We start from the raw sequence: 23,212 nt of genomic DNA, 5'->3' as shown, positions 1-23,212 counted from the left end.
GGCGCGTCAAAGCTGCTTGAGGCGACGCTGCAGCTCCTGCGCCCGCGCGCGATAGGCCAGCGCCGGCTCGTACGAGGGGTCCACCGCCAGCACGCGATCCCACAGCGCGATCGCCGGTTCCAGTTTCTGGTCGCGATAGAGCACGATGGCGCGCTGGTGGCAGCGCGCCACGACGCGCTGGCGCAAGCCAGCGGCGCTGCCGCGATCCGAAGCCAGTGCCGGGTCCTCGGCCAGCGCCGCATCCAGTCGGGCCAACGCCTCGGTATCGCGTCCGGCATCGAGCAGTTCGAGACTCTCGCGCTGCAGGCGCTGCGAGCGCGCCGCCGGCGACTCGATCAGCGCCCGAGCGGCCGGCGCCGCCGCGTCAGTGCCCGCGGATGCGGTGGGCTCGTCGCCTGCCGCGCGCCGGGAGGCCGGCAGCCGCAACTTTTGCCCCGCGCGCAGCAGAGCGGGCTGGGTCGAGCCGTTGTAGCGCGCCAGGATCAGGAACAAATGCGCATCGCCCAGATAGCGCTGGGCCAGCGTGCTGTACGACTCACCGGCCTGCACCACGTGGCTGGAGCCAGCCGGCCCCAGCGTGCGCTGCGGATCGGCGGTGAGCTGGCGCAGCATCGACTGCGCCAGGCGATCCTTCGGATGCTCGACGAGGTAGGCGCGCAGCGAGGCCTCGCCTTCGGCATAGCGGCCGTGCTGCAGGTCGTCGTTGATGATCGAGCCAAGCGGCCGCACCGGCGGCGCCGGCTCGGCGGGTGCCGCTGGTGCCGGTGCGGGCGCAGGGGCCGCAGGCGCTGACGTGGCGTGGTCGCCGCGATGGCGCAGGCGGTCGAACTGGGCGCATCCGCCGAGCATCAGGAGAACCGCCATCACCGACAGACCGGCCGCGGATTTCAGGAGACGAGGGAACATTCGGGACATCGTGATCATGCGGGCAACCTTGCGTATCCGACGCTGCGGTCAGACGGGATGAGTACGACGGCCGGCGCTGCGCAGCGCAGACCACCAGCTGAGAGGACGCGCCAACCATGCATGCCGTACGCGCTCCGGCCGAACCAGGATCAGGGCGGCATTGTCGCCGGCATCGCCGCCGCGGGTCAGCACCAGCGCCAGCGCCTCGCCCACCGCAGCGTGCAGATCGCGTCGCGCGGCGAAGGCGGCCAGCTCCTGCGTGGACAGCTGCTCCCAGACGCCGTCGCTGCACAGCGCGAACGCCTGCCCGGCGCGCAGCCGTGATCGACGCGCGGCTGCATGGGACCGCCCAGGCCGCGCAGCAACTGGTGCTGGTCGGCGGCGCGCCCGGCCTCGTCCGCCGTCAGTTCGCCGCGGCGCACGCGCACCTGCACCGCGCTGTGATCCTCGGTGCAGCCAAGCAGCCGGTCGCGGGTGAAACGGTACAGGCGGCTGTCGCCCACGTGCGCCCAGTACGCCGTGCGGCGCTTGAGCAGCAGCGCCACCACGGTGGCATGCGGTGCGGCATCCACCAGGCCCTCGCCGCGGCGGCGCAGTTCAAGATGGGCGTCCTGGCAGAGCTGTTCGAGAAACAGCGCGCCGGGCAGCTCGCGCCAGCGTCCTTCGCGCCACAGTCGCTGGGCCACGGCGATCACGCCGGCCGAGGCCAGCTCGCCGGCACCGTCGCCGCCCATGCCGTCGGCCAGCACCAGCAGGCGCGATTGCGTTGCCTCGTCGGCCAGGCACACCAGGTCGTCCTGCTGGCTCGGCCGCCCGCCGCACGCCCGCCCGGCACCCAGCCACGACGGGCCGGCCGCATCGACGGGTGCCATGTCGATCCCCTGTTCCATTCCGCGACGTCCTCCGCTCATCGGCGCCCGGGGTGTGTCCCGGACGCCGCGCGGCCAGTGTAGCCAGCACCGCGCATGCAACCGCGACCGACTCGACCAAACGACCATGGCGAGCCCCCGGCTTCCGGCATAGACTCGTCGCTCCGGGGGAGTTCACTAGGGTCATCCATGGAAGCAGAACCGCAGGGTCGAGGCCGTCTGCCCGCGCGCAGCGGCGGCGGCGGAAGTGCGCGCGACCAGTGGTCCGGACGCGCGCGCCGGCTGATCGAGCATTGTCAGGCGTTGAGTACCGACTGGCTGGCGCGCCCCCTGCGGGTGTGCCTGGACGAGCTGGAGCGCCAGCTTTTCTCGCTGTCGGAAACTGCCCACGACCCGTTCAACCAGCAGCGCCACTTCAATGTGCGCCAGCGCCTGATGCGCGAGCGCGCCACGCTGGAGCAACGCTTCTTCGAGCAGCTGAACCTGCACTTCGACCAGTTGGGAACACCGCCGACACCCCCGCCGGCCGAGCCGCTGGATCAGCCGCTCAGCCTGGTCGACACCGACGAACACGAGATGACCGTGGCGCTGGACAAGCTCGCGGCCCGCGGCGAGTCGCGCGGCGGCGCGGCGATCTTCGAGCTCGGCTATCGGCTGGCCGTACTGGTGGCAGCCCCGCCTCTGGAGGGCGGCGAGCTGCCGATGGGTCCGCTGGCGGTGGCCAAGGCGCTGCGTCATGCCGCCGGCGCGGTGGAACTGCCGGTCGAGCACGACCTGATGCTGATCAAGTGCCTCGAACACGCCCTGCTGCCGGACCTGCCGAAATTCTTCGGCGCGCTCAACGACGCCCTGCAGCACGAGGGCATCCTGCCCCAGTTGCGCCCGTATCCGCTGCTGCGCCAGAGCACGCAGGTCGTGCGCGGCGGCGCACCGGGCAGCGCCGCATCCGGCGCGGCATCGTCGCCAGCCAACGCGGTGGCGACGGAAGCGGCCGGCACCGGCGGCGGCACTGCGCAGGCGAACGAACCGATCGCGGTGCTCGACAGCCTGCGCGAACTGCTCGCGCGTCGGCGCAGCGGACAGACCACCATCGGCGGCGAGGCGGCCGAAGTCGCCACGACCGAAGAACTGCAGACCGCGCTCTCCGCCCTGCAGCAACACCTCACCCAGGTGACCGACAAGGCCACCCGCGAACTGCGCAGCGCGCAACTGCTGCGCGAGGAACTGCTCGCCCAGCTCAACCACGGCAAGCCGGCCGGCGCTCCACGTACCGGCTTGAGCGCCGAGCAGGGCGACACCGTCGAGCTGGTGGCGATGCTGTTCGACCAGCTCTCGCGCCAGCTGCAGCAGGGCGAGGAAACCCACGCCCTGCTCGGCGGACTGCAGCTGCCGGTGCTGCGCATGGCGGTCACCGACCGTAATTTCTTCGAGCAGAAGGAGCACCCAGCGCGCCAGCTGCTCGGCACCGTGACCGAAGTGGCGCACGAGTGGCTGGACGATTCCGGCAGCGAGGCCGATCGCAGCCTGCGCGCGAAGCTGGAGCAACTGGTGGAGCGCGCCAGCCGCGAGCCGCCCAGCGCCGGCCTGTACACCGCGCTGCTGGCCGACATCCAGCAGCATCTCGCGCTGCTCTCGCGCAAGGCGCAGACCGCTGAGCGCCGGCATATCGAGGCGATGCAGGGCCGCGAGCGCCTGGACCAGGCGCGCCAGCGCGCCAGCGCGCTGATCGGCGAGCGCTTTGCGCAGAATCCGCCGCGCGGCCTGCTGCGCGCGCTGCTCGACCGCGCCTGGTCGGACGTGCTGGCCCTGACCATCCTGCGCCACGGCGAGGACAGCGAGGCGTTCACCGGCCAGTTGCTGATCACCGACCAGTTGCTCGGTCGCAAGCCGGTCACCGATCGCGCCCACCTGCAGGCCGAGGTGGAAACCGGCCTGCAGCAGATCGGCATGCATCACGAGGAGGCCGCGCAGGTCGCGCAGCGCCTGGCCAACCCGGGCGAGAGCGCGGTGCCGACGTCCGGCGGCGAGGCGCTCAGCACCACCGACCTGGCGATGCGCCTCAAGCAGCACCAACGCCTGGGCGAACACCAGCAGACCGCCGCCGAACCTGCGCCGGCCGCGGTGAGCGAAGCGGGCGCCAGGGCCACCGACACCACGGCGCGGCCGGGCCCCGCACGTCCGTCGATCGCGCCGCCGCCGCGCAGCCAGCCGAAACTCGATCCGCGCGAAGTGGAGCTGCAGGAGCGACTGCGCCTGATGCCGTTCGGCCGCTGGTTCGAGTTCACCGATCCGCGCACCGGCAAGCTCAGCCAGCGCAAGCTCGCCTGGTTCTCGCCGGTGTCCGGCCAGACCCTGTTCGTCAACCGTCGCGGCGTGCGCGCCGAGGACATGACCCTGCCGCAGCTGGCGCACGAGATGGTGAAAGGTCGCGCGCGCGAGCTGACCGAAGTGAAGGAATCGCTGCTCGATCGCGCTTGGCGCAGCCTGACCGGCAACCTGCTGCGGCCGGGCCCGTCGCGACCGACGCCGGGCCGGGCAGGAATCTGAGGACGCCATGAACACCAGCCCCGCCTCCAGCGAACAGCGCCGCGCGCAGCGCAAGCGCGTCAACTTCACCGCCGTGGTCACTGACGTGATCAGCGGCAAGCCGATGGGTTTTCTCGGCAACCTCTCCGCGGGCGGCATGCTGCTGATCTGCCAGCAGCCGCCACGCGAGGAAGCCATCTACCAGCTGCAGCTGCCGCTGCACGGCCTGGGTCCGCAGCCGCAGCACATCGAGGTGGGCGTGCAGGCGCAGTGGCACGAGCGGGCCGCGTCGATGGGACAGATCTGGGCAGGCTTCCGCATCATCGCCATCGCCAAGGAAGACGCCGCGGTGATCGACCGCTGGCTCGCCCTGCCGACCTGAGTGGCCGGTCGCCGCGCGCCGGGTGGCATCCGCCGGCGAAGGTTTGCGATCATGCATGATTCCCCGCGCACCGCTTCGTCGATGCGCTCCACTCCGGCGTTGCCCGCGCCGCGGCTCCGCTTGCCGCCACCCCGGGCACGCCCCGCCGGGAGGATCCCCGCATGAACGATCGCCTTGCCCCGCTCTACGCCCAGCACCTTGCGACGCTGCTCGAACGCGCCGATCGGGCGCTGGCGCGCGGCGGCTTCGATCACCTGCTGATCGCCGCCGGCCAGCCCGGCACCAAGTTCCTCGACGACAACCACTACCCGTATGCGGTCAATCCGCCGTTCAAGCACTGGCTGCCGCTGACCCGCGCACCGGGCAGCTGGATCGCCTACACGCCGGGCGCGAAGCCGAAGCTGGTGTTCCTGCAGCCGCGCGACTACTGGCACGTGGTGCCCGAAGCGCCGGCCGGCTACTGGGTGGAGCACTTCGACATCGTCATCGCGCGCACCGCCGAGGAGGCGATCGCGCAACTGCCCAAGGGCAACGCCGCGGTGATCGCCGAGGCCTGCCCGCCGATGGACGGGCTGCAGGCGAACAATCCCAAGGCGGTGCTCGACTACCTGCACTACTACCGCGCCTACAAGACGCCTTACGAGCTGGAGCTGATGCGCGAGGCCAGCCGCATCGGCACCCGCGCGCACCGCGCCGCCGAGCGCGCGTTCCGCGCCGGCGAGAGCGAGCTGGGCATCCACCAGGCCTACCTCGCCGCGGCCGGCCAGACCGACGCCGAGCTGCCCTACTCCAGCATCGTGGCGCTCAATGAGCATGGCGCCGTGCTGCACTACATGGACTTCACCCGCACCCCGTCCAAGCCGTTGCGCTCGCTGCTGATCGACGCTGGCGCCAGCGCCAGCGGCTACGCCAGCGACATCACCCGCACCTACGCCGCCGACGGCCATGCGGAGTTCCAGGCGCTGATCGACGCGATGGACGCCGTGCAGCGCCGGCAGGCCGCCAGCGTGAAGGCCGGTGTCGACTACGCCCAGCTGCACGTGCAGGCGCACCACCAGCTGGCCGAGGTGCTGCTCGCCCACGGGCTGATCCGCATGAACCCGGAAAGCGCAGTGGCGAGCGGCGTGACGCGCGCGTTCTTCCCACACGGCCTGGGCCATTCGATCGGTCTGCAGGTGCACGACGTGGCGGGCTTCGCGAAGAACGACCGCGGCGAGACCATCGCCCGTCCGGACGGCCACCCGTTCCTGCGCATGACGCGCACGCTGGAGCCGGGGATGGTGGTGACCATCGAACCGGGCCTGTACTTCATCGACATGCTGCTGGACGAAGTGCGCCAGACGCCTGCCGCGAAGGACGTGGACTGGGCCAGGGTGGACGCGCTCAAGCCCTACGGCGGCATCCGCATCGAGGACGACGTGGTGTGCACCGCCGGCGAGCCGGAAAACCTCACCCGCGACGCCTTCGCCCAGCTCGGCTGACGCCGCCCGCGACGCGGGTCAGTGGTAGCCCGCGTCGCCCGCCACCTTGCCGCGGAACACCCGGTACGAATACACCGTGTAGGCCAGCACGGCGGGGATCAGGAACGCCGCCCCCACCAGCACGAAGCCCTGCGAGCTGGGCGGCGAGGCGGCCTCCCAGATGCTCAGCGCCGGCGGCACGATGTTCGGCCAGATGCCCACCACCAGGCCGATGAAGCCCAGCAGGAAGAAGCACAGCGCAAACACGAACGGCTGCATCTCGCGCTGCTTGGTCACCGAGCGCCACAGCATCACCGCCACGAACGCGGTGAGCAGCGGCACCGGCGAGAGGTAGAGGAAGTTGTTGCCGGTGAACCAGCGCTGCATCAGCGCCGAGTGCAGCGTCGGCAGCGAGGCACTGACGATCAGCATGAACACGATCACCGCCACCATCAGCGGCCGGGTGAGCGCGAACGCGATGCGCTGCAGCCGCCCCTCGGTCTTGAGGATCAGCCAGGTCGCGCCGAGCAGCGCATAGCCGCACACCACCGCCACGCCGGTCACGATCGCGAACGGGCTGAACCACGCGAACGCGCCGTGCGTCTGCCCCGGCGCCAGCGGCACGATGCCGTCGACCAGCACGCCCAGGATCACCCCCTGCGCGAACGCCGCCAGCAGCGAGCCCACGTGGAAGGCCAAGCCCCAAAGCCAGCGCGAGGTGTGTGCCTTGAAGCGGAACTCGAACGCCACGCCGCGGAAGATCAGCGCGATCAGCATCAGCAGGATCGGCAGGTACAGCGTCGACAGCACCAGCGCGTAGGCCTTGGGAAACGCGGCCAGCAGACCTGCACCGCCGAGCACCAGCCAGGTCTCGTTGCCGTCCCAGATCGGCGCGGCGGTATTCATCATGTGGTCGCGCTGGTGCTCGTCGTCGGCAAACGGCGCGAGGATGCCCAGGCCGAGCACGAAGCCATCCAGGAGTACGTACATCATCACGCCGAAGCCGATGATGAAGTACCACACCACGGGTAGCACGGTTGCCATGTCCATCGCTCAGCCCTCGATCGTTTCTTGCGGCACGGACAGCGGACGCGCCGGCGTCTGGTGCGCGGCCGCATCCTTCACCGGCGCGGCCACCGGACCGGTGCGGAACAGCTTCACCAAGTAATACAGGCCCGCGCCGAAGATGCCCAGATACACCGCCACGAAGGTGATCAGCGAGGCGACCACGCTGCTCACCGGCAGCGGCGTCGCCGCCTCGGCGGTGCGCGTGATGCCGTACACCACCCACGGCTGGCGACCCACCTCCGCCACCCACCAACCGGTGAGCACGGCGATGAAGCCGGACGGGATCATCGCCACCCATGCGCGCAGGTACCACGGCTTTTCCAGCGTGCCGCGGCGCCAGCGCCACAGGCCGATCAGCGCCAATCCCAGCATCGCGAAGCCCAGGCCGACCATGATGCGGAAGGAGAAGAACGGGATCTTCACCGGCGGGCGCTGGTCGGCGGGAAAGTCCTTCAGGCCCTTCACTTCACCGTGCAGGCTGTGGGTGAGGATGACGCTGCCCAGCCTCGGCACGTCGACCGCATAGTGGTTCGTCTCGGCCTTTTCATCGGGCCAGGCGAACAGGGTCAGCGGCACGTCGCTGCGGGTTTCCCAGCGTGCCTCGATCGCCGCCAGCTTCGCCGGCTGGTTTTCGCGCACCTCGAGGCCCGACATGTCGCCGATCACGATCTGCAGCGGGATCACGATCGCCAGGAACGCCAGCGCCAGCTTGAGCGTGGCGCGCGACTTGTCGGCGAAGCGGCCCTTGAGCAGGTACCACGCGGACACGCCGCCGATCACCATCGCAGTGGAGATGAACGCGCCCATCACCATGTGCGGCAGGCGCACCGGGAAGGACGGATTGAAGATCACCTTCATCCAGTCGTCCGGAAAGAACACGCCGTCCCTGATCACGAAGCCGGCCGGCGTCTGCATCCAGCTGTTGGCGGACATGATCCAGAAGGTGGAGATCAGCGTGCCGATCGCCACCATGCAGGTGGCGATGAAGTGCGTGCGGTCGCTCACTTTGCGCCAGCCGAACAGCATCACGCCGAGGAAGGTGGCTTCCAGGAAGAACGCGGTGAGTACCTCGTAGTTGAGCAGCGGGCCGACCACGTTGCCGGCCACCACCGAGAAGCCCGACCAGTTGGTGCCGAACTGAAAGCTCATCACGATGCCGGAGACCACGCCCATGCCGAACGCCACGGCGAAGATCTTCAGCCAGAAGAAATACAGATCGCGCCACAGGTCGGTGCGTTTGACCAGCCACACGCCTTCCAGGAAAGCCAGCCACGACGCCAGCCCGATCGAGAAGGCCGGGAACAGGATGTGGAAGGAAATGACAAAGGCAAACTGCAGCCGGGACAGGAATTCAGCCGTCAACATGATCGACACCTCATGAGGTCGTTCTGCGGCGGACTATACGCTCGCGCATGGAAGCCCACGCCGCACGCGACGAAACGCCGTGCGGCCATCGACCGCGTTGATCCGGTGCATCCGCGGCAGCGGCGGGAATGGCATAGTTTCGGATCCTTGACGTGGAGGCCCGATGAGCGCGCACCAGCCCCCACGAAGCACGCAGCACTCGCGCATGAGCGAGTGGCTGGATGGCGTCGGGCGATCGCGCACGCTGGGCCGCCTGCTGCTCGAGTTGCTGCCCGTGCTGCTGGCCAAGGCGGTCGCCGCTGCGCTGCTGTGGTGGGTGGTGTTCGGCACGCACCGCTGAGGCGCGGCGCTCAGCGCGAAGCCAGCAGCGCCTCGATGGCCTCGGGCTCCTTGGGCACCGCCGCGGTAAGCACCTCGTGGCCGCGACGGGTCACCGCCACGTCGTCCTCGATGCGGATGCCGATGCCGCGCCAGCGCTCGGGCACGCTGCGATCGTCCGGTGGCACGTAGATGCCCGGCTCCACCGTCACCACCATGCCCGGTTCCAGCACGCGCGGCTCGCCCTCGATGCGGTAGTCGCCCACGTCGTGCACGTCCAGGCCGAGCCAGTGGCCGGTCTTGGCGGGAAAGAAGTGTCGGTAGCTGCCGGTGGCCACCGCCGTCTCCGCGTCGCCCTTGAGCAGGCCGAGCGCGCACAGCCCTTCGGCGATCACCTGCACTGCCGCCGTGTGCGCGGCGCTGAACGGGTTCCCCGGGCGCACCTCGTCGATCGCGGCCAGCTGGGCGGTGAGCACGATGTCGTACAGCGCGCGCTGCTCGCGCGAGTAGCGTCCGCTCACCGGAAAGCTGCGGCTGATGTCGGACGCGTAGCAGTCGACCTCCGCGCCCGCGTCGATCAGCAGCAGCTCGCCCTCCGCGAGCCGCGCGCGGTTGGCGGTGTAGTGCATGGTGCAGGCGTTGGCGCCACCGGCCACGATGGGCGGGAACGCCGCCACCGCGCCGCGCAGCCGCATCGCGCGCAGCAACTCGGCCTCCACCTCGTACTCGTGGCGCCCCGGGCGCGCCACCTGCATCGCCGCCAGGTGCGCCTCGGCGGCCACTGCCGCGGCGGCACGCATGAGCTTGAGTTCGGCCGGCGACTTGAACAGGCGCAGGTCGTGCAGCAGATGCCCCAGCGCCACGAATTCCTTCGGCACCACGCCACCACCGCGCAGCTGGCGCAAGCGCCGCATCCAGCCGAGCAACTGCGCGTCGAACTGCGGCTCGCTGCCGAAGTGGCAGTACACGCGGGCGCGGCCCTCGATCATGCCGGGCAGGATGTCGTCGATGTCGTCGATCGGGAACGCGTCGTCCATGCCGAACGCGGCCACCGCCTGCTCGGTGCCGACGGACGCGCCGTGCCAGCGCGCGTGCTCGTCGTCGTGCTCGCGGCAGAACAGCACCGCCTCACCGTGCTTGCGCCCTGGCAGCAGCGCCAGAACCGCGTCAGGCTCCGGAAAGCCGCACAGGTAGTGGAAGTCGGAATCCTGCCGGTACGGCCAGGCGGCGTCCGCGTTGCGCATGCGCTCGGGCGCGGCGGCGACCAGCACCACGGCGTCTTCGCCCGCCAGGTGCATCAGCTGGCGGCGGCGGCGGGCGAATTCGGCCGGCGTGATCAAGGGCGACGCACGTCAGTGCAGGGTGTCGTTGCCGGCGGCCGGATCGCTCGCGCACTCGGCGTGCAGCAGCATCGCGCCCACCCGCACGAACTCGTGCACCTCGATCAGCGCGTCCTCGTCCTCGTCTTCGCTGCCGAAGTCTAGGTGGGAGGAGGCGATGGTGCCCAGGTCACGCAGCACTTCCTGCGCCTCCTCGGACAAGCGCGCGTGCGATTCCGAGCCGGCCAGCCCGAAGCCGCCGAGGAAACCGCGGCACCATTCCACCGTCGCCTCGGCGCGTTCGGCCAGCGGGCGGTCGTCCTCGGGCAGCATCGGCTCGAACCCCAGATCCGGGTCGGCGAGCTGGTCGGCGGCCTGGCGCGACAGGCGTTCCAGCAGGGCGGCGTCGGCGACGGTGGGGTTCGGCGCTTCGCCGTCCAGGTGCAGCACCGCCAGCAGCGGCTGGCGGCCAACGCGCCCGCCGCCGGCCAGGAAGCCGCTGAGCGAGCCGTGCAGTTCGCTGGGCGTGGTGCCCAGTTTCAGGCGATGGGTGAGGTCGTCCAGATCGTCGTATTCGACGCGGGCGGGGGCCGTCATGGCGGGCTCCTTCGAAGGCAGGGCGGCAGTCTACCGCCTCGCTCGCCGCGAGGCGTCCTGCGCCGCAGTTTTGCGCCGGCCTGCTGATATAGTTTCGGCCCATGAGCACGCCGCCCGATCTCCAGCAGGAACTCGCCGCACTAAACCGCCAGGTCGATCAGCTGATCGACACCGTGCGTCGCCTGTCCGAGGAAAACCGCAGCCTGCGCCACAGCCAGGAGCAGCTCGCCAACGAGCGCGCCGGCCTGATGGCGCGCAACGAGCAGGCGCGCGGCCGGGTGGAAGCGATGATCCAGCGCCTCAAGGCCCTCGAGAGCAACAGCTGATATGAGCACCCCTGCCAGCGAACCGGTCGCGTTGCGGCTGATCGACCGCGAGTTCCTGATCGCCTGCGCGCCGGAAGAGCGTGAGGGGCTGCTGGAAGCGGCCAGCTATCTCGACCGCAAGATGCGCGAGCTGCGCGCCAACGCCAAGACGCCGGGCTTCGACCGCCTCGCCGTGCTGGCGGCGATCAGCGTCACCCACGAATTCCTTGCCTTGCGCAAGCAGCACTCCGGCGCCGACCAGAGCGTGACCGATGGCCTGGCCGCGCTGCGCCGCAAGCTGGAAGCTGCGCTGGAGCCGGCCGCGCCGCGGGCCTGAACTGCGCCTGCCGCAAAGCGCCGCGGCGCGGGCACGGCGATGGCGTTGCTGATAAAATCCGAGACGGCGTTTTCTGCGGTGTGCGCCAGCACACTCTTACATTTGCCTTGTTCCTAAATACGGCCCCGGGTCGGTTGCATTCAGGCTGTTGTGCATGTCCGCCGCGTGCGGAAAGCCTCGAAGCCTGGACAACCCTCCCACCTGATCCTCGTGGATCAAGGTCGTTTGGTGGGCAGCGGCATCGCGGTTGACGCCACCTCTTTTCCGCACCGGCCGGCGCCCAGGCGCCGGCCGGCGTGTTGTCGGCGGCGCCGGTCGGCGCGCCCCACCGGGAGACGCGCGACCGTGGATGCCATCGCCCAGCGACGCGAGCTTCGCCAGCGCCTCACCGAGCGCCGCAAGGCGCTCACCCCGCAGCAGCGCATCGCCGCCGCCCAGGGCCTGCGCCATAGTCTGGAGCAGTTGCCCGAATATCACACCGATACGCGCGTGGCCGGCTACTGGGCGGTGAACGGCGAGCTGGCGCTGAACCTGGTGATTCCACCCCTGCTCGCGCGCGGCCAGCAATTTCTGCTGCCGCTGCTCGGTGCCGAGCGCCAGCTGCGCTTCGCGCCGTGGAACGCCGGCGATGCGGTGGAACCCAATCGCCACGGCATCCCCGAACCGGTGCGTGTGACCACGCCGCTGGCGCCGTTCCAGCTCGACCTGGTGCTGGTACCGCTGCTGGCGTTTGATCGCCGCGGCCAGCGGCTAGGGTACGGCGGCGGCTACTACGACCGCAGCTTCGCCTTTCTCAACGAGCAGGCGCGCCCCACCGAACCATTGCTGGTCGGTATTGCCTACGATTTCCAGGAGGTCGACGCGATCGAACCCGCGCGCTGGGACGTGCCGCTGGACTTCGTCGCCACCGACCGCGAACTGATCGACTGTCACGCCGAACGCAACCATGAGACGCCCGCATGAGCGCCGCCCGCAGCAAGCCCGCACCCATCAAGGCCGCCCGCATCAAGCATTGGCTGATGAAGTCCGAGCCGGACACGTTCTCCATCGATGACCTGCAGGCCCGCGGCAGCGAACCGTGGGATGGCGTGCGCAATTACCAGGCGCGCAACTTCATGCGCGACGGCATGCGGGTTGGCGACGGCGTGTTCTTCTACCACTCCAACTGCGCCGAGCCGGGCATCGTGGGCCTGGCCGAGGTAGCCTCGGAGGCCTACCCCGATCCGAGCCAGTTCGACCCGAAGAGCGACTACTTCGACCCGGGCGCCAGCCGCGTCAATCCGCGCTGGGTGCTGGTCGACGTGGCGTTCGTGCGCAAACTCAAGCGCACCATCACGCTGAAGGAACTGCAGGCGCTGCCGTCGCTGGCCGAGATGGCCCTCGTGCGCAAGGGCAATCGCCTGTCGGTGATGCCGGTGACCGCTGCCGAGTGGAAGACCATCCTCGACCTCGAATGACGCCGGCCGGCCCGGCGGCACGATTTTCCTCCCAAGTTCCGGAATCCCTGCCCATGAGCAACGAAAAGAAACTCGCCGGCGAAGCCGCCATCCGCTTTGTCGAGGACGGCGCCATCGTGGGCGTCGGCACCGGCTCGACGGTGGCCTACTTCATCGACGCGCTGGCCGATCTGCGCGAGCGCATCCGCGGCGCCGTGTCGAGCTCGGAGCAGTCGACCGCCCAGCTGAAGAAGCACGGCATCGAGGTGCTCGACCTCAACAGCACCGGCCAGCTGACGCTGTATGTGGACGGCGCCGACGAATGCGATCCGCACAAGCGTCTGATCAAGGGCGGCGGCGCCGCGCTGACGCGCGAGAAGATCATCGCCGAGGCCAGCGAGAAGTTCGTCTGCATCATCGATTCGAGCAAGCAGGTCGACGTGCTCGGCAAGTTCCCGCTGCCGATCGAGGTGATCCCGATGGCGCGCAGCCTGATCGGTCGCGAGATCGCCCGTCGCGGTGGTCATCCGGTGTGGCGCGACGGCGTCGTCACCGACAACGGCAACTGGATCATCGACGTGCACGGCTGGCAGATCACCGATCCGGTGGCGCTGGAGCAGGATCTGAACCAGCTCCCGGGCATCGTCAGCGTGGGCCTGTTCGCCCGCCGCCCGGCCGACATCGTGCTGGTGGGCGACCGCCAGATCTGATCCATCGCCGCATCGTGGATGGCGGCCACCGCCGCCAGACACAGGCAACAAAAAACCCGCCGTGAGGCGGGTTTTTTGTTCCGGTCACTTGAGCCGACCGGCGTCTTGTTTGGCAGCCCCGGAAGGATTCGAACCTCCGAATGCCTGAGTCAGAGTCAGGTGCCTTACCGCTTGGCGACGGGGCTATGAAACAAAGTTTAGCGCTTCGAGAACTGCGTGGCGCGACGCGCCTTGTGCAGACCGATCTTCTTGCGCTCGACCTCGCGGGCGTCGCGGGTCACGAAACCGGCCTTGCGCAGCGGCTGCTTCAGCGTTTCGTCATACTCGATCAGCGCACGGGCGATGCCCAGACGGATCGCACCGGCCTGACCGGTGATGCCACCGCCGGCGACGGTGACCTTGATGTCGAACTTGTCGGAGCTCTGGGTCAGTTCGAGCGGCTGGCGCACGATCATGCGCGAGGTCTCGCGACCAAAGAACTGCTCGAGGGTCTTGCCGTTCACTTCGATCGCGCCGCTGCCCTTGCGCAGGAACACGCGGGCGGCGGAGGTCTTGCGGCGGCCGGTGCCGTAATTCTGCTGAATCGCCATGAGGTTTCCTTAGAGTTCCAGCGCCTGCGGCTGCTGGGCGGTGTGCGGATGTTCGGCACCGCCGTAGACCTTGAGCTTGCGGTACATCGCGCGGCCCAGCGGGTTCTTCGGCAGCATGCCCTTCACGGCGATCTCGATCACGCGCTCGGGGTGGCTCGCCAGCAGATCACGCAGGTTGGTGGTCTTGAGGTTGCCGACGTAGCCCGTGAAACGGTGGTACTTCTTGTCGTCCAGCTTGGCACCGGTGACGGCCACCTTCTGCGCGTTGACGACAACGATGTAATCGCCGGTGTCGACGTGCGGGGTGAATTCCGGCTTGTGCTTGCCGCGCAGGCGGCGCGCAATCTCGGTGGACAGACGACCGAGCGTCTTGTCCGTGGCGTCGATCACGAACCAGTCGCGCTTGACGCTTTCCGGCTTGGCGCTGAACGTTTTCATTTCGGAATACCTGTTGGCCGCCGTGAGGGCGGTGACGGAAATCGGGTCAAACAAAGGTGCGAGATGATAGCGGAGCTTTCATCCATCGCACAAGCCCACCGATGGGCGAGCTGTGAGCCGGCTATGTTAGCACGGACGACGGGCCGCTTGAAAAGCCCCCCGAAACCGGCAAATCCACGCCTGCGGCGCGCTGCCGGCTTGGCGCGGGGGCGCGCATGCCTTCCAATAGCGACCGCAGCACGCCTTCCCCCCGGAGACCGCCATGACCGTACGCCAGCTCAGCCCGCTCGACCGCCTGATCGCCGGCTTCGAACGCGCTCTGGAGACGGTGGCCGGCGATCCCCAGGCCGCCCGCCCCTCGCCGGCCAGTGACCTGGACGAGGCCGAGATGGATGCGCGCGAACGTCGCCACGCCGCGGGGCTGATGCGCATCAACCATACCGGCGAGGTCTGCGCGCAGGCGCTGTACGACGGCCAGGCTGCGCTGGCGCGCAACGAGGACACCCGCCGTCATCTGCAGCACGCCGCCGCCGAGGAAACCGATCACCTCGCCTGGTGCGCCGAGCGCCTGCGCGAGCTCGACAGTCGGCCCAGCCTGCTCAATCCGCTGTGGTATGCCGGCAGCTACGCGATCGGCGCGGCGGCCGCGCTGGCCGGCGATCCGGTCAGCCTGGGCTTCGTGGTCGAGACCGAGCGGCAGGTCGAGGCGCACCTGGCCGAGCATCTGGAAACCCTGCCCGAGCAGGACCAGCGCTCACGCGCGGTGCTGGCGCAGATGCAGGTTGACGAGGTTCGCCACGCGGACGAGGCCCAGGCGCGCGGCGGCATCGAGCTGCCCTTCCCCATCCCGCCGCTGATGCAGCTGACCTCAATGGTGATGAAGAAGGTCGCCTACCGCCTGTAGCCGCAGGCGACCCCAAGGCCGACATGAAAAACCCGCCTCTCGGCGGGTTTTTCGTTACATCAGGTTGCGGCCGTGGAACAGCTCCTCGATCTCGCGTCGCAGCAGCGACTCGATGCGCTGGCGCTCCTTGAACGAAAGGTCGTCGGCGTGAGCCTCGAACAGGTACGTGTCCAGGTCGAAGTCCTTGATGTGCATCTTCGTGTGGAACATGTTTTCCTGATACACGTTGACGTCGAACATCTCGTATTTCTGGCGGATGTGGCGCGCCAGGTAGTCCTGCACCGAGTTGATCTTGTGGTCGATGAAGTGCTTCTTGCCCTTCACGTCGCGGGTGAATCCGCGCACGCGGTAGTCGGCGATCACGATGTCCGACTCGAAGCTGTCGATCAGGTAGTTCAGCGCCTTCAACGGCGAGATCACGCCACAGGTGGCCACATCGATGTCCGCGCGGAAGGTCGCGATGCCGTTGTGCGGATGCGTTTCCGGGTAGGTGTGGACGGTGATGTGGCTCTTGTCCATGTGCGCCACCACGGCACCGGAAATGGTGTCGCGGCCGAGCTTCTCCACCACCGGCTCCTCGGAGATGAGGATGGTGACCGAGGCGCCCTGCGGGTCGTAGTCCTGGCGGGCGATGTTGAGGATGTTCGCGCCGATGATCTCCGCCACGTCGGTGAGGATCTGGGTCAGCCGGTCGGCGTCGTACTGCTCGTCGATGTATTCGATGTAGCGCTGGCGCTGCTCTTCGGACACCGCGTAGCAGATGTCGTAGATGTTGAAGCTCAACGCCTTGGTCAGGTTGTTGAAGCCCTGCAGGCGCAGGCGGGGAAGTGGTTTCACCACGGCAACTCTCCATGGCCGCACGGCGGCCAGCAGCAGAGGCGGGTTAGCGACAAGGGTCCCCGCGGGATGGTACGGCACGAAAAGACAAGCTTCCGCGACCCTTGTGACCGACGCGCGACACGTCATCGGTGCTGGAAGACCGCCAAGTATGGAGTAAAAGGGATGAAAACTGAAACTGCGCCCCGGGCGACGGGTTTGCCATAATGCGGCGCTACAGGGGAAAAACACTTACGCTCACGCAGGGCCGTGCCTGACCGGCCGCCCGGGTCACCCTCATTCGGAAAACATCGTGGCGCAACTCAAATACCAGCTGCAGCAAGCTTTCGAACGGTCCCAGGCTCCGCTGGGATTCGCCCCCGATCCGGCCTCGATGGAGCGCTTCCTGGCGCTGTGCCATCGCCGCCGCTATCCCGGCAAGACCGCGATCATCCGTCCGGGCGATCCGGCCAACACGCTGTATTACGTGGTCGAAGGCTCGCTGGCCGTTTGCACCGAGGACGAGCAAGGGCGCGAGCTGATCCTCGCCTACATCAGCCGCGGCCAGTTCATCGGCGAGATGGGCCTGTTCGTCGAGCAGTCCCAACGCGAATCGCTGGTGCGCACGCGCACCCCGTGCGAGATGGCCGAGATCAGCTACGAGCGGCTGTTCCAGTTGATGGAAGGCCAACTTCGCGAGGAATGCCCGAAGATCCTCTTCGCCATTGGCGCCCAGCTGACCAACCGCCTGCTGCGCACGTCGCGCCAGGTCAGCCGCATGGCCTTCATGGACGTCACCAACCGCATCTCGCGCACCCTGCTCGACCTGTGCCAGGAACCGGACGCGATGACCCATCCGGACGGCACCCAGATCCGCATCTCGCGACAGGAAGTGAGCCGCATCGTCGGCTGCTCGCGCGAGATGGTCGGCCGCGTGCTCAAGCAGCTGGAGGAGCAGGGCATGATCCAGGTGTCCGGCAAGACCATCGTGGTGTTCGGCACGCGCTGAGCATCAACAGCGGGGGGGCGAACGAAAGCGGCGCTTCGGCGCCGCTTTGCGTTTGTGCCGATTCAGTACCAGGCCACGCGCTCGATGCTGCGGCCCAGCGCCTTTTCCACCAGCTTGCACAGCTTGGGCGACGCGTTCACCAGCACCGGTTCGGCGGCCGCCTTGAGCATGGGAATGTCCAGCACCGAGTCGCCGTAGGCGCGCTGCCAGGCGCTTACCCCCGCCTCGGCCAGCGACTGCAGCTTGCGCCGTCCCACGTTGTGCCGCTTCACGCGCATGCCCGGCCAGCGCGGCACCAGCTCCGAAGCCAGCAGCTCAATCTCGGGCAGGCCCAGTTCGTCGAGCAGGCCGCGCGCGAGCGTGCGCTCGCAGCCGGTGACCACGATCACCCGGTCGCCCCCGGCCTGGTGGCGGCGCAGCACAAGCAGTGCATCGCGCTGGAACTGGCGTGGACGGCGTACCAGCCTGGACGCGAAGTCCAGCGCCAGCTCGCGGTAGCGCCGCTCGCCGACGCCCAGCAGCCCCACATGTACCAGCGTGCGCACGCCCAGCCGCCAGGAGAACGGCCACACCAGCAGCAGCCACGGCACTACCGGCAGCAGGAGCAGCTTGCGGCCCACGCCTGCGTAGCGTTCGCGCATGAAGCGGGCGAAGGTATCGTCCACGGTGATCACGCCGTCGAAATCGAACAGCACCGTGCGCGGCCCGGCCACCGGCGCCGATGCGACCGGCTGCGGCGGCGCCTGTTCCGGCGCCGGCATCGCCACCTCGTCCATGGCTCAGTCCGCTTCGAACAGGCGCTTGAGCTCGGTGCCCGGATCGACCGCCCGCATGAACGCCTCGCCCACCAGGAAGGCGTGCACGCCCGCCTCGCGCAGCTCGCGCACGTGCTCGGGCGTGTGGATGCCCGACTCGGCCACCAGGATGCGGTCGTACTCGACCAGCGGCTGCAGTTCCAGCGTGGTCTCCAGCGTGGTCTCGAAGGTGCGCAGGTTGCGGTTGTTGACGCCGATCATCGGCACCGGCAGCGCCTGGGCGCGTTCGAGCTCCTCGGCATCGTGCACCTCGCACAGCACGTCCAGATCCAGCTCGGCAGCCAGCAGCGCGAGGTTCATCAGCTCGGCATCGCCTAGCGCGGCGACGATCAGCAGGATGCAGTCCGCGCCGATCGCGCGCGCCTCGTACACCTGGTAGGGATCGATCACGAAGTCCTTGCGCAGGATCGGCAGCGAGCAGGCCTCGCGCGCCTGGCGCAGGAACTCCTCGCTGCCCTGGAAGAAGTCCTTGTCGGTCAGCACCGAGAGGCAGGCCGCGCCGGCCGCCTCGTAGCTGCGGGCGATCGCGCCCGGATCGAAATCCGCGCGGATCACGCCCTTGCTGGGGCTGGCCTTCTTCACCTCGGCGATCACCGCGGGCAGGCCGGCGTCGATCTTCGCCTCCAGCGCCGCGGCGAAGCCGCGCGTGGGCGGCATGTCGGCCACGCGCGCGGCCAGCTCGTCGAGCGAAACCCTGGCGCTGCGTTCGGCGATTTCTTCCGTCTTGCGGACGAGGATGCGTTGCAGGATATCGGCCATGATCGTGGTGTCGTTGGGGCGCCGCGGGAGCGGCGGTAAGACAGGGCACCGCGCCCGGGCGGGGCGTCAGATGCCGGCGAGGCGTCGGGTGGTGGAAACGAACTGCTGCAGTTTGGCACGGGCGGCGCCGCTGGCGATGGTGGCGCGCGCCAGCGTGATGCCGTCGTCGATGCTGTCCACCACGTCGGCGGTATACAGCGCCGCGCCGGCATTCAGGCAGACGATGTCGTGCGCCACGCCGTGCTTGCCATGCAGCGCCTCTTCCAGCATCGCGCGCGATTCGGCCACGCTCTCCACCCGCAGGTTGCGGCTGGAGGCCATGGCGAGGCCGAAATCCTCCGGCTCGATCTCGTATTCGCGCACCTGGCCGTGGCGCAGCTCGCCGACCAGGGTCGCCGCGCCCAGCGAAATCTCGTCCATGCCGTCGCGGCCCCACACCACCATCGCGTGCTTCGCGCCCAGCTGCTGCAGCACACGGACCTGGATGCCGACCAGGTCGGGGTGGAACACGCCCATCAGGATATTCGGCGCATCGGCCGGGTTGGTCAGCGGCCCGAGAATGTTGAACAGGGTGCGCACGCCCATTTCCTTGCGCACCGGCGCGACCACCTTCATCGCCGGATGATGATTCGGCGCGAACATGAAGCCGATCTCGGTCTCGGCCATGCAGGCAGAGACCTGCGCGGGCTTCAGGTCGATCGAGGCGCCCAGCGCCTCCAGCACGTCCGCGCTGCCGGACTTGGACGACACGCTACGCCCGCCGTGCTTGGCCACGCGGGCGCCGGCCGCCGCGGCCACGAACATCGAGGCGGTGGAGATGTTGAAGCTGGACGCACCATCACCGCCGGTGCCGACGATGTCGACGAAGTGGTCGTGCGGCGGCGCCTCCACCCTGGCCGACAGCTCGCGCATGACGCGCGCCGCGCCGGTGATCTCGCCGATGGTTTCCTTCTTCACGCGCAGGCCCGTGATGATCGCCGCGGTCATGAGGGGGCTCACCTCGCCGCGCATGATCTGGCGCATCAGCGCGATCATCTCGTCGTGGAAGATCTCGCGGTGCTCGATCGTGCGCTGCAGGGCCTCCTGCGGCGTGATGTGCAGCTCGCGCGACATCATGCGGCGAGCTTCCGCGCCGGCAGGCCGAGGAAATTCGCCAGCATCGCGTGGCCGTGCTGGGTAAGGATGGACTCGGGGTGGAACTGCACGCCCTCCACCGGCAGGGTCCGGTGGCGCAGGCCCATGATCTCGTCGATCGAGCCATCGGGATGCTCGGTCCAGGCGGTGACTTCCAGGCAGTCCGGCAGCGAGGCCTGCTCGACCACCAGCGAGTGGTAGCGCGTGGCTTCGAACGGATCGGGTAACCCGGCGAACACGCCCTGCCCGCGGTGGCGTATCGGTGAGGTCTTGCCGTGCATGATCTGCTTGGCGCGGATCACCTTGCCTCCGAAGGCCTGGCCGATTGCCTGGTGGCCCAGGCACACGCCGAAGATCGGCAGCTCGCCGGCCATCTCGCGCAGGATCGCCAGCGACACGCCGGCGTCGTCCGGCGTGCCCGGCCCGGGCGAAATCATGATGTGCGAAGGCTTCAGCGCACGCACTCCGGCGACATCGAGCGCATCGTTGCGCACCACCCTCACCTCCTGCCCCAGCTCGCCCAGGTACTGCACGAGGTTGAAGGTGAAGCTGTCGTAGTTGTCGATCATCAGAAGCATACGCGGTGTAACTCTCTGTAATAACTAGCCATAGCGGCCGGTGATGAACTTCGGTACCCGCTTGCGTACCCGCCTTTTGCTTCACTGCAATGGGCGGCGCCTCTATAGCGGCCACGACTCCATTCTTACATGCATCCCTTGTCCGTTCGCGGCGGCAGGTTGTTGCACCTAAGGGCACCATGCGCTGACAGTCGCATGTGTGCACTCGCTCCAGGAAAAGAGGAAAAGGGATCGCCGACACACAAGGCAGCAAGGCCTCGCCACCGAGCCCTTTTGCGCCAAAATGCATTTTCGTGCGAAGTACTCCGGAGCCAGCGCATCCGGTTGCGGGCTATTCGGTAAGCAGGATCAGCCGTCCGTAGGTACATGTTACCCACGGCACAACCACAGCGATATGCGGAAACATCATGGACAGGCATCTTCTTGAATTAATCATCCCCGAACATCTGAAGAGCGAAAAATACGCCCTTACAGAAGCTGAGCAGGACGTAAATCCATACTCTAGGAGGTTTATCTTTGGCAAGGAATACGCGAAAGCTCGCAACGATCGCCTTTCCTTTTTTGGCCCGAACGGCGCGACGCTTTTGCGCGCTATTTTGAGTGATCTTCCAACCGAGCGATCGAAGGCTATCTTTCCGGGTATTTTTGACCTTGGAAACCACGATAACGTGGCGCTGAACGATATCACCTACTCCCGCCTTACCGATGAGCTCAAAGACCAACATGGATGGTTGCTCGACCCGGAAGAAGCGTTCGAGAACATTAAGAGGATGGTAGTAGATACCACTGGGAACACTTTCGAATTTTATGTTAAGCAAGACAAGCTTAAGGCACTGAAGGTCCTCAAACTGCTACTTGTTCTAGTCAGACAACGCGAACCGCGTCTTATTGATTTTCTAACCAAGGAGCCACCTGAGAAAGTGTCCCTAGAAATTAGGGACGCCTTTCCAATCACGAAGAACGAGCAGAACACCTACTTGCTCTCTGACCTAAAGTCCTACCTCACCATCGAAATGGATGAAGCCAGAACCCATGAAATAGATGCGTTTTTTTACCATTTCATCCGTCGCTGCGGTGCCACTCAAAGGTCACTCGAAGCCCAGATCACGACCGATTTTTCGGCCTCGCACGAAACGGAAGGAGCACTCGACCTTTTTACCGCTTCATTAAAAGAATTCGTGCCACGGGCGCCGAAAAGGGAAGCACCCCTAGACGAAGCGCTCTATGTTTACCTCTGCAGGTATGAGTGCGTACATTTTTTCAAGGAAATCGAACGAATCATCGCGACTACCACTCCGCGTGCTCAAGTGGCGCCGGTGCCTCATGAAATTCAAGCATTCAGAACCAAGCTCGCCGCGCGGTTCAAGGCACCAGAAGGCGGTACTATTGCGGAGTTCGCCATTAAGCTTCGGCAGTTCCCCGATTTTTTTCAGGACTACATGGCGGACATATTGCCAATCACCCAGAAGACCATCGGGTTCCCCGTGGAGTCCCAGAGTTATTGCAATGCCATCGGGCCCGCGCACGAGTTACTTAGGCTGCGCTTGTTCTTTAGCCTGACTCCTAGTGGTGACATAAACGAGGATAAGCCTTTTACCTTGTTGCTAGGCATCTCAGCGATATGTGCAGTTCTCCATCAACGCCACGTGGAGCGAACGAAATACGACATCTACTGGCCTGGCCGAAAGACCCAGGGCAGCAGCCTCATGACGCCACTCGAAGAAGGCTTGCATCTGCATGAGCGCCGCACGGACTGGGCTGTGCCGGAGGCCATCCTTCAGATATGGGACCTTCGACTCCAATGGATGCACGACTCGCTCGTGGGAGCAACAGCCATCAACTCGCGGAAGGTTTCGTTACGGCTCGCGTTAAGCAACATGCTGCTCGCCTGCACGGCATCTAGCGACATCGGTCATGTTGTAGACGAACTCCAACGTTTCAACGATCATATCGAAGCGTGCCTTCATCGCGTCTACGAGGCATCGAGCACTTCCAGGTTGTGATGGCCACGCAGGGCACGCGTGCTGCCGAACCGATCGCAGCCGCCGCGCGCACTACCCGTTACGTTCAGTGGCTTGGACATACCTATAAGCCCTTGATACGTACCGTTAAAAGAGGAACCTCTCCTCGACGGACCCCTTCCTTCGTCAAATCGCCGCCGGGCAAGCAATCCGGCCTGCCCATTGACCGAAGGAAGTTCCATGTCCACCGCAATCCCCCATGAGGCTCGAGCCTCACGCAGTATGAAGACGTCACCCGAGGGGGCTCCCAGCCCGCGCGATAACGTGACGTTGATGGAGATCCGTCGACTCCTCCTGGAAGTCAGCAGCCAGCTTGGGCGGTCCGAGCCCAAGAAGGCCCTTCGACTTCCGGATGTGAAGGAGCTCACTGGCGAAAGCCGTAGTCAGATCTATGCGCGCATGAACAAGAAATGCGCTGCGTACGATTGTACGTGGCCTCTCCCCTTCTACATTGGGAAGTCCCCGCGCTGGTGGCGTCACGAAGTTGTGGCTTGGCTTGAGGCACGCGCCACTCCCACTTCCACTAGCCACCACTGAGGAGACCAAAACA

At 67.2% G+C, this 23,212-nt stretch carries 26 protein-coding genes, 1 tRNA gene and 1 other RNA gene; 14 read left to right on the top strand and 14 right to left on the bottom strand.

Features of this window, described 5'->3' with window-relative positions; genetic code table 11:
• Positions 1 to 6: 6 nt before the first annotated feature.
• Positions 7 to 906: a LysM peptidoglycan-binding domain-containing protein gene (locus tag ISP17_RS02965; RefSeq protein WP_404630024.1), complete on the bottom strand. Its 900-nt coding sequence runs from the start codon at positions 904 to 906 to the stop codon at positions 7 to 9.
• A 185-nt stretch (positions 907 to 1,091) separates the two neighbouring features.
• The gene (locus tag ISP17_RS02960; RefSeq protein WP_404630023.1) at positions 1,092 to 1,796 is read right to left on the bottom strand and encodes a PP2C family protein-serine/threonine phosphatase; all 705 of its coding nucleotides are present in this window, start codon (positions 1,794 to 1,796) and stop codon (positions 1,092 to 1,094) included.
• Positions 1,797 to 1,964: 168 nt separating this feature from the next.
• On the opposite strand from ISP17_RS02960, the gene ISP17_RS02955 reads away from it, so the two are divergent.
• The 3 genes from ISP17_RS02955 to pepQ all read left to right on the top strand — a co-directional run bounded on the left by ISP17_RS02955 (position 1,965) and on the right by pepQ (position 6,164).
• Positions 1,965 to 4,322: a DUF1631 family protein gene (locus tag ISP17_RS02955; RefSeq protein WP_404630022.1), complete on the top strand. Its 2,358-nt coding sequence runs from the start codon at positions 1,965 to 1,967 to the stop codon at positions 4,320 to 4,322.
• Between the two features lie 7 nt (positions 4,323 to 4,329).
• Positions 4,330 to 4,683: a PilZ domain-containing protein gene (locus ISP17_RS02950; RefSeq protein WP_404630021.1), complete on the top strand. Its 354-nt coding sequence runs from the start codon at positions 4,330 to 4,332 to the stop codon at positions 4,681 to 4,683.
• 161 nt (positions 4,684 to 4,844) lie between these two features.
• The gene (pepQ, locus tag ISP17_RS02945) at positions 4,845 to 6,164 is read left to right on the top strand and encodes a Xaa-Pro dipeptidase (protein ID WP_404630020.1); all 1,320 of its coding nucleotides are present in this window, start codon (positions 4,845 to 4,847) and stop codon (positions 6,162 to 6,164) included.
• 18 nt (positions 6,165 to 6,182) lie between these two features.
• Here pepQ and cydB read toward each other — a convergent pair whose 3' ends face one another.
• Positions 6,183 to 7,193, bottom strand: a complete 1,011-nt coding sequence (gene cydB / locus ISP17_RS02940) for a cytochrome d ubiquinol oxidase subunit II (protein WP_404630019.1) — start codon at positions 7,191 to 7,193, stop codon at positions 6,183 to 6,185.
• A gap of 3 nt (positions 7,194 to 7,196) precedes the next feature.
• Positions 7,197 to 8,573 (bottom strand): cytochrome ubiquinol oxidase subunit I, encoded by a 1,377-nt coding sequence (locus ISP17_RS02935; RefSeq protein WP_404631401.1) that lies wholly within the window; start codon positions 8,571 to 8,573, stop codon positions 7,197 to 7,199.
• 208 nt (positions 8,574 to 8,781) lie between these two features.
• On the opposite strand from ISP17_RS02935, the gene ISP17_RS02930 reads away from it, so the two are divergent.
• On the top strand, positions 8,782 to 8,916 hold the full coding sequence (locus ISP17_RS02930; protein ID WP_404630018.1) for a hypothetical protein: 135 nt from the start codon (positions 8,782 to 8,784) through the stop codon (positions 8,914 to 8,916).
• A 10-nt stretch (positions 8,917 to 8,926) separates the two neighbouring features.
• Here the strand turns inward: ISP17_RS02930 and ISP17_RS02925 are convergent, their stop codons facing one another.
• Positions 8,927 to 10,192 (bottom strand): aminopeptidase P N-terminal domain-containing protein, encoded by a 1,266-nt coding sequence (locus tag ISP17_RS02925; RefSeq protein WP_404631399.1) that lies wholly within the window; start codon positions 10,190 to 10,192, stop codon positions 8,927 to 8,929.
• 54 nt (positions 10,193 to 10,246) lie between these two features.
• Positions 10,247 to 10,810 carry a UPF0149 family protein gene (locus ISP17_RS02920; RefSeq protein WP_404630017.1) on the bottom strand — a complete coding sequence of 188 codons (564 nt, stop codon included), beginning with the start codon at positions 10,808 to 10,810 and terminating at the stop codon, positions 10,247 to 10,249.
• Between the two features lie 101 nt (positions 10,811 to 10,911).
• On the opposite strand from ISP17_RS02920, the gene ISP17_RS02915 reads away from it, so the two are divergent.
• The 6 genes from ISP17_RS02915 (at position 10,912) to rpiA (ending at position 13,598) form a co-directional block, all read left to right on the top strand.
• Positions 10,912 to 11,136 (top strand): TIGR02449 family protein, encoded by a 225-nt coding sequence (locus tag ISP17_RS02915; protein ID WP_404630016.1) that lies wholly within the window; start codon positions 10,912 to 10,914, stop codon positions 11,134 to 11,136.
• A gap of 1 nt (position 11,137) precedes the next feature.
• On the top strand, positions 11,138 to 11,452 hold the full coding sequence (locus tag ISP17_RS02910) for a cell division protein ZapA (RefSeq protein WP_404630015.1): 315 nt from the start codon (positions 11,138 to 11,140) through the stop codon (positions 11,450 to 11,452).
• A gap of 67 nt (positions 11,453 to 11,519) precedes the next feature.
• A non-coding RNA gene (ssrS, locus tag ISP17_RS02905) (6S RNA) lies at positions 11,520 to 11,706 on the top strand.
• Positions 11,707 to 11,797: 91 nt separating this feature from the next.
• On the top strand, positions 11,798 to 12,415 hold the full coding sequence (locus tag ISP17_RS02900; RefSeq protein WP_404630014.1) for a 5-formyltetrahydrofolate cyclo-ligase: 618 nt from the start codon (positions 11,798 to 11,800) through the stop codon (positions 12,413 to 12,415).
• The gene (locus ISP17_RS02895) at positions 12,412 to 12,909 is read left to right on the top strand and encodes an EVE domain-containing protein (RefSeq protein ID WP_404630013.1); all 498 of its coding nucleotides are present in this window, start codon (positions 12,412 to 12,414) and stop codon (positions 12,907 to 12,909) included. The genes ISP17_RS02900 and ISP17_RS02895 overlap by 4 nt, the downstream gene beginning before the upstream one ends.
• Before the next feature lie 53 nt (positions 12,910 to 12,962).
• The gene (gene rpiA / locus ISP17_RS02890) at positions 12,963 to 13,598 is read left to right on the top strand and encodes a ribose-5-phosphate isomerase RpiA (protein WP_404630012.1); all 636 of its coding nucleotides are present in this window, start codon (positions 12,963 to 12,965) and stop codon (positions 13,596 to 13,598) included.
• Between the two features lie 110 nt (positions 13,599 to 13,708).
• Here the strand turns inward: rpiA and ISP17_RS02885 are convergent.
• The 3 genes from ISP17_RS02885 to rplM all read right to left on the bottom strand — a co-directional run bounded on the left by ISP17_RS02885 (position 13,709) and on the right by rplM (position 14,626).
• Positions 13,709 to 13,783: transfer RNA gene (locus ISP17_RS02885), tRNA-Gln, on the bottom strand.
• Positions 13,784 to 13,795: 12 nt separating this feature from the next.
• Positions 13,796 to 14,188 (bottom strand): 30S ribosomal protein S9, encoded by a 393-nt coding sequence (rpsI, locus tag ISP17_RS02880; RefSeq protein WP_404630011.1) that lies wholly within the window; start codon positions 14,186 to 14,188, stop codon positions 13,796 to 13,798.
• A 9-nt stretch (positions 14,189 to 14,197) separates the two neighbouring features.
• On the bottom strand, positions 14,198 to 14,626 hold the full coding sequence (gene rplM / locus ISP17_RS02875; RefSeq protein ID WP_404630010.1) for a 50S ribosomal protein L13: 429 nt from the start codon (positions 14,624 to 14,626) through the stop codon (positions 14,198 to 14,200).
• A gap of 262 nt (positions 14,627 to 14,888) precedes the next feature.
• On the opposite strand from rplM, the gene coq7 reads away from it, so the two are divergent.
• A complete protein-coding gene (coq7, locus tag ISP17_RS02870; RefSeq protein ID WP_404630009.1) occupies positions 14,889 to 15,530 on the top strand; it encodes a 2-polyprenyl-3-methyl-6-methoxy-1,4-benzoquinone monooxygenase in 642 nt (213 codons plus the stop codon).
• A 54-nt stretch (positions 15,531 to 15,584) separates the two neighbouring features.
• On the opposite strand, the gene speD is transcribed toward coq7, so the two are convergent.
• Complete coding sequence (gene speD, locus ISP17_RS02865) at positions 15,585 to 16,370, bottom strand: adenosylmethionine decarboxylase (RefSeq protein WP_049622792.1); 786 nt, start codon at positions 16,368 to 16,370, stop codon at positions 15,585 to 15,587.
• Between the two features lie 289 nt (positions 16,371 to 16,659).
• Between speD and crp the strand changes: the two genes are divergently transcribed.
• Positions 16,660 to 17,355 (top strand): cAMP-activated global transcriptional regulator CRP, encoded by a 696-nt coding sequence (gene crp / locus ISP17_RS02860; RefSeq protein ID WP_404630008.1) that lies wholly within the window; start codon positions 16,660 to 16,662, stop codon positions 17,353 to 17,355.
• A gap of 62 nt (positions 17,356 to 17,417) precedes the next feature.
• Here the strand turns inward: crp and ISP17_RS02855 are convergent, their stop codons facing one another.
• From ISP17_RS02855 to ISP17_RS02840, 4 genes are all read right to left on the bottom strand, one after another.
• Positions 17,418 to 18,131, bottom strand: a complete 714-nt coding sequence (locus ISP17_RS02855; RefSeq protein WP_404630007.1) for an HAD family hydrolase — start codon at positions 18,129 to 18,131, stop codon at positions 17,418 to 17,420.
• Between the two features lie 3 nt (positions 18,132 to 18,134).
• On the bottom strand, positions 18,135 to 18,929 hold the full coding sequence (trpC, locus tag ISP17_RS02850) for an indole-3-glycerol phosphate synthase TrpC (RefSeq protein WP_404630006.1): 795 nt from the start codon (positions 18,927 to 18,929) through the stop codon (positions 18,135 to 18,137).
• 66 nt (positions 18,930 to 18,995) lie between these two features.
• Positions 18,996 to 20,045 (bottom strand): anthranilate phosphoribosyltransferase, encoded by a 1,050-nt coding sequence (gene trpD, locus ISP17_RS02845; RefSeq protein WP_404630005.1) that lies wholly within the window; start codon positions 20,043 to 20,045, stop codon positions 18,996 to 18,998.
• Positions 20,042 to 20,641, bottom strand: coding sequence for an anthranilate synthase component II (locus ISP17_RS02840; RefSeq protein ID WP_404630004.1), 600 nt, complete (start codon positions 20,639 to 20,641; stop codon positions 20,042 to 20,044). The genes trpD and ISP17_RS02840 overlap by 4 nt, the downstream gene beginning before the upstream one ends.
• Before the next feature lie 407 nt (positions 20,642 to 21,048).
• On the opposite strand from ISP17_RS02840, the gene ISP17_RS02835 reads away from it, so the two are divergent.
• Positions 21,049 to 22,644, top strand: coding sequence for a hypothetical protein (locus ISP17_RS02835; protein ID WP_404630003.1), 1,596 nt, complete (start codon positions 21,049 to 21,051; stop codon positions 22,642 to 22,644).
• Between the two features lie 198 nt (positions 22,645 to 22,842).
• Positions 22,843 to 23,199, top strand: a complete 357-nt coding sequence (locus ISP17_RS02830; protein WP_404630002.1) for a helix-turn-helix transcriptional regulator — start codon at positions 22,843 to 22,845, stop codon at positions 23,197 to 23,199.
• Positions 23,200 to 23,212 lie beyond the last annotated feature (13 nt).

The sequence above is a fragment of the Dyella ginsengisoli genome (assembly GCF_044904665.1).
In the GTDB taxonomy this organism is placed as follows: Bacteria; Pseudomonadota; Gammaproteobacteria; order Xanthomonadales; family Rhodanobacteraceae; genus Dyella_A; species Dyella_A ginsengisoli.
Note: the sequence above shows the minus strand (reverse complement) of the source record. Positions and strands in the feature narration are given on the sequence as shown.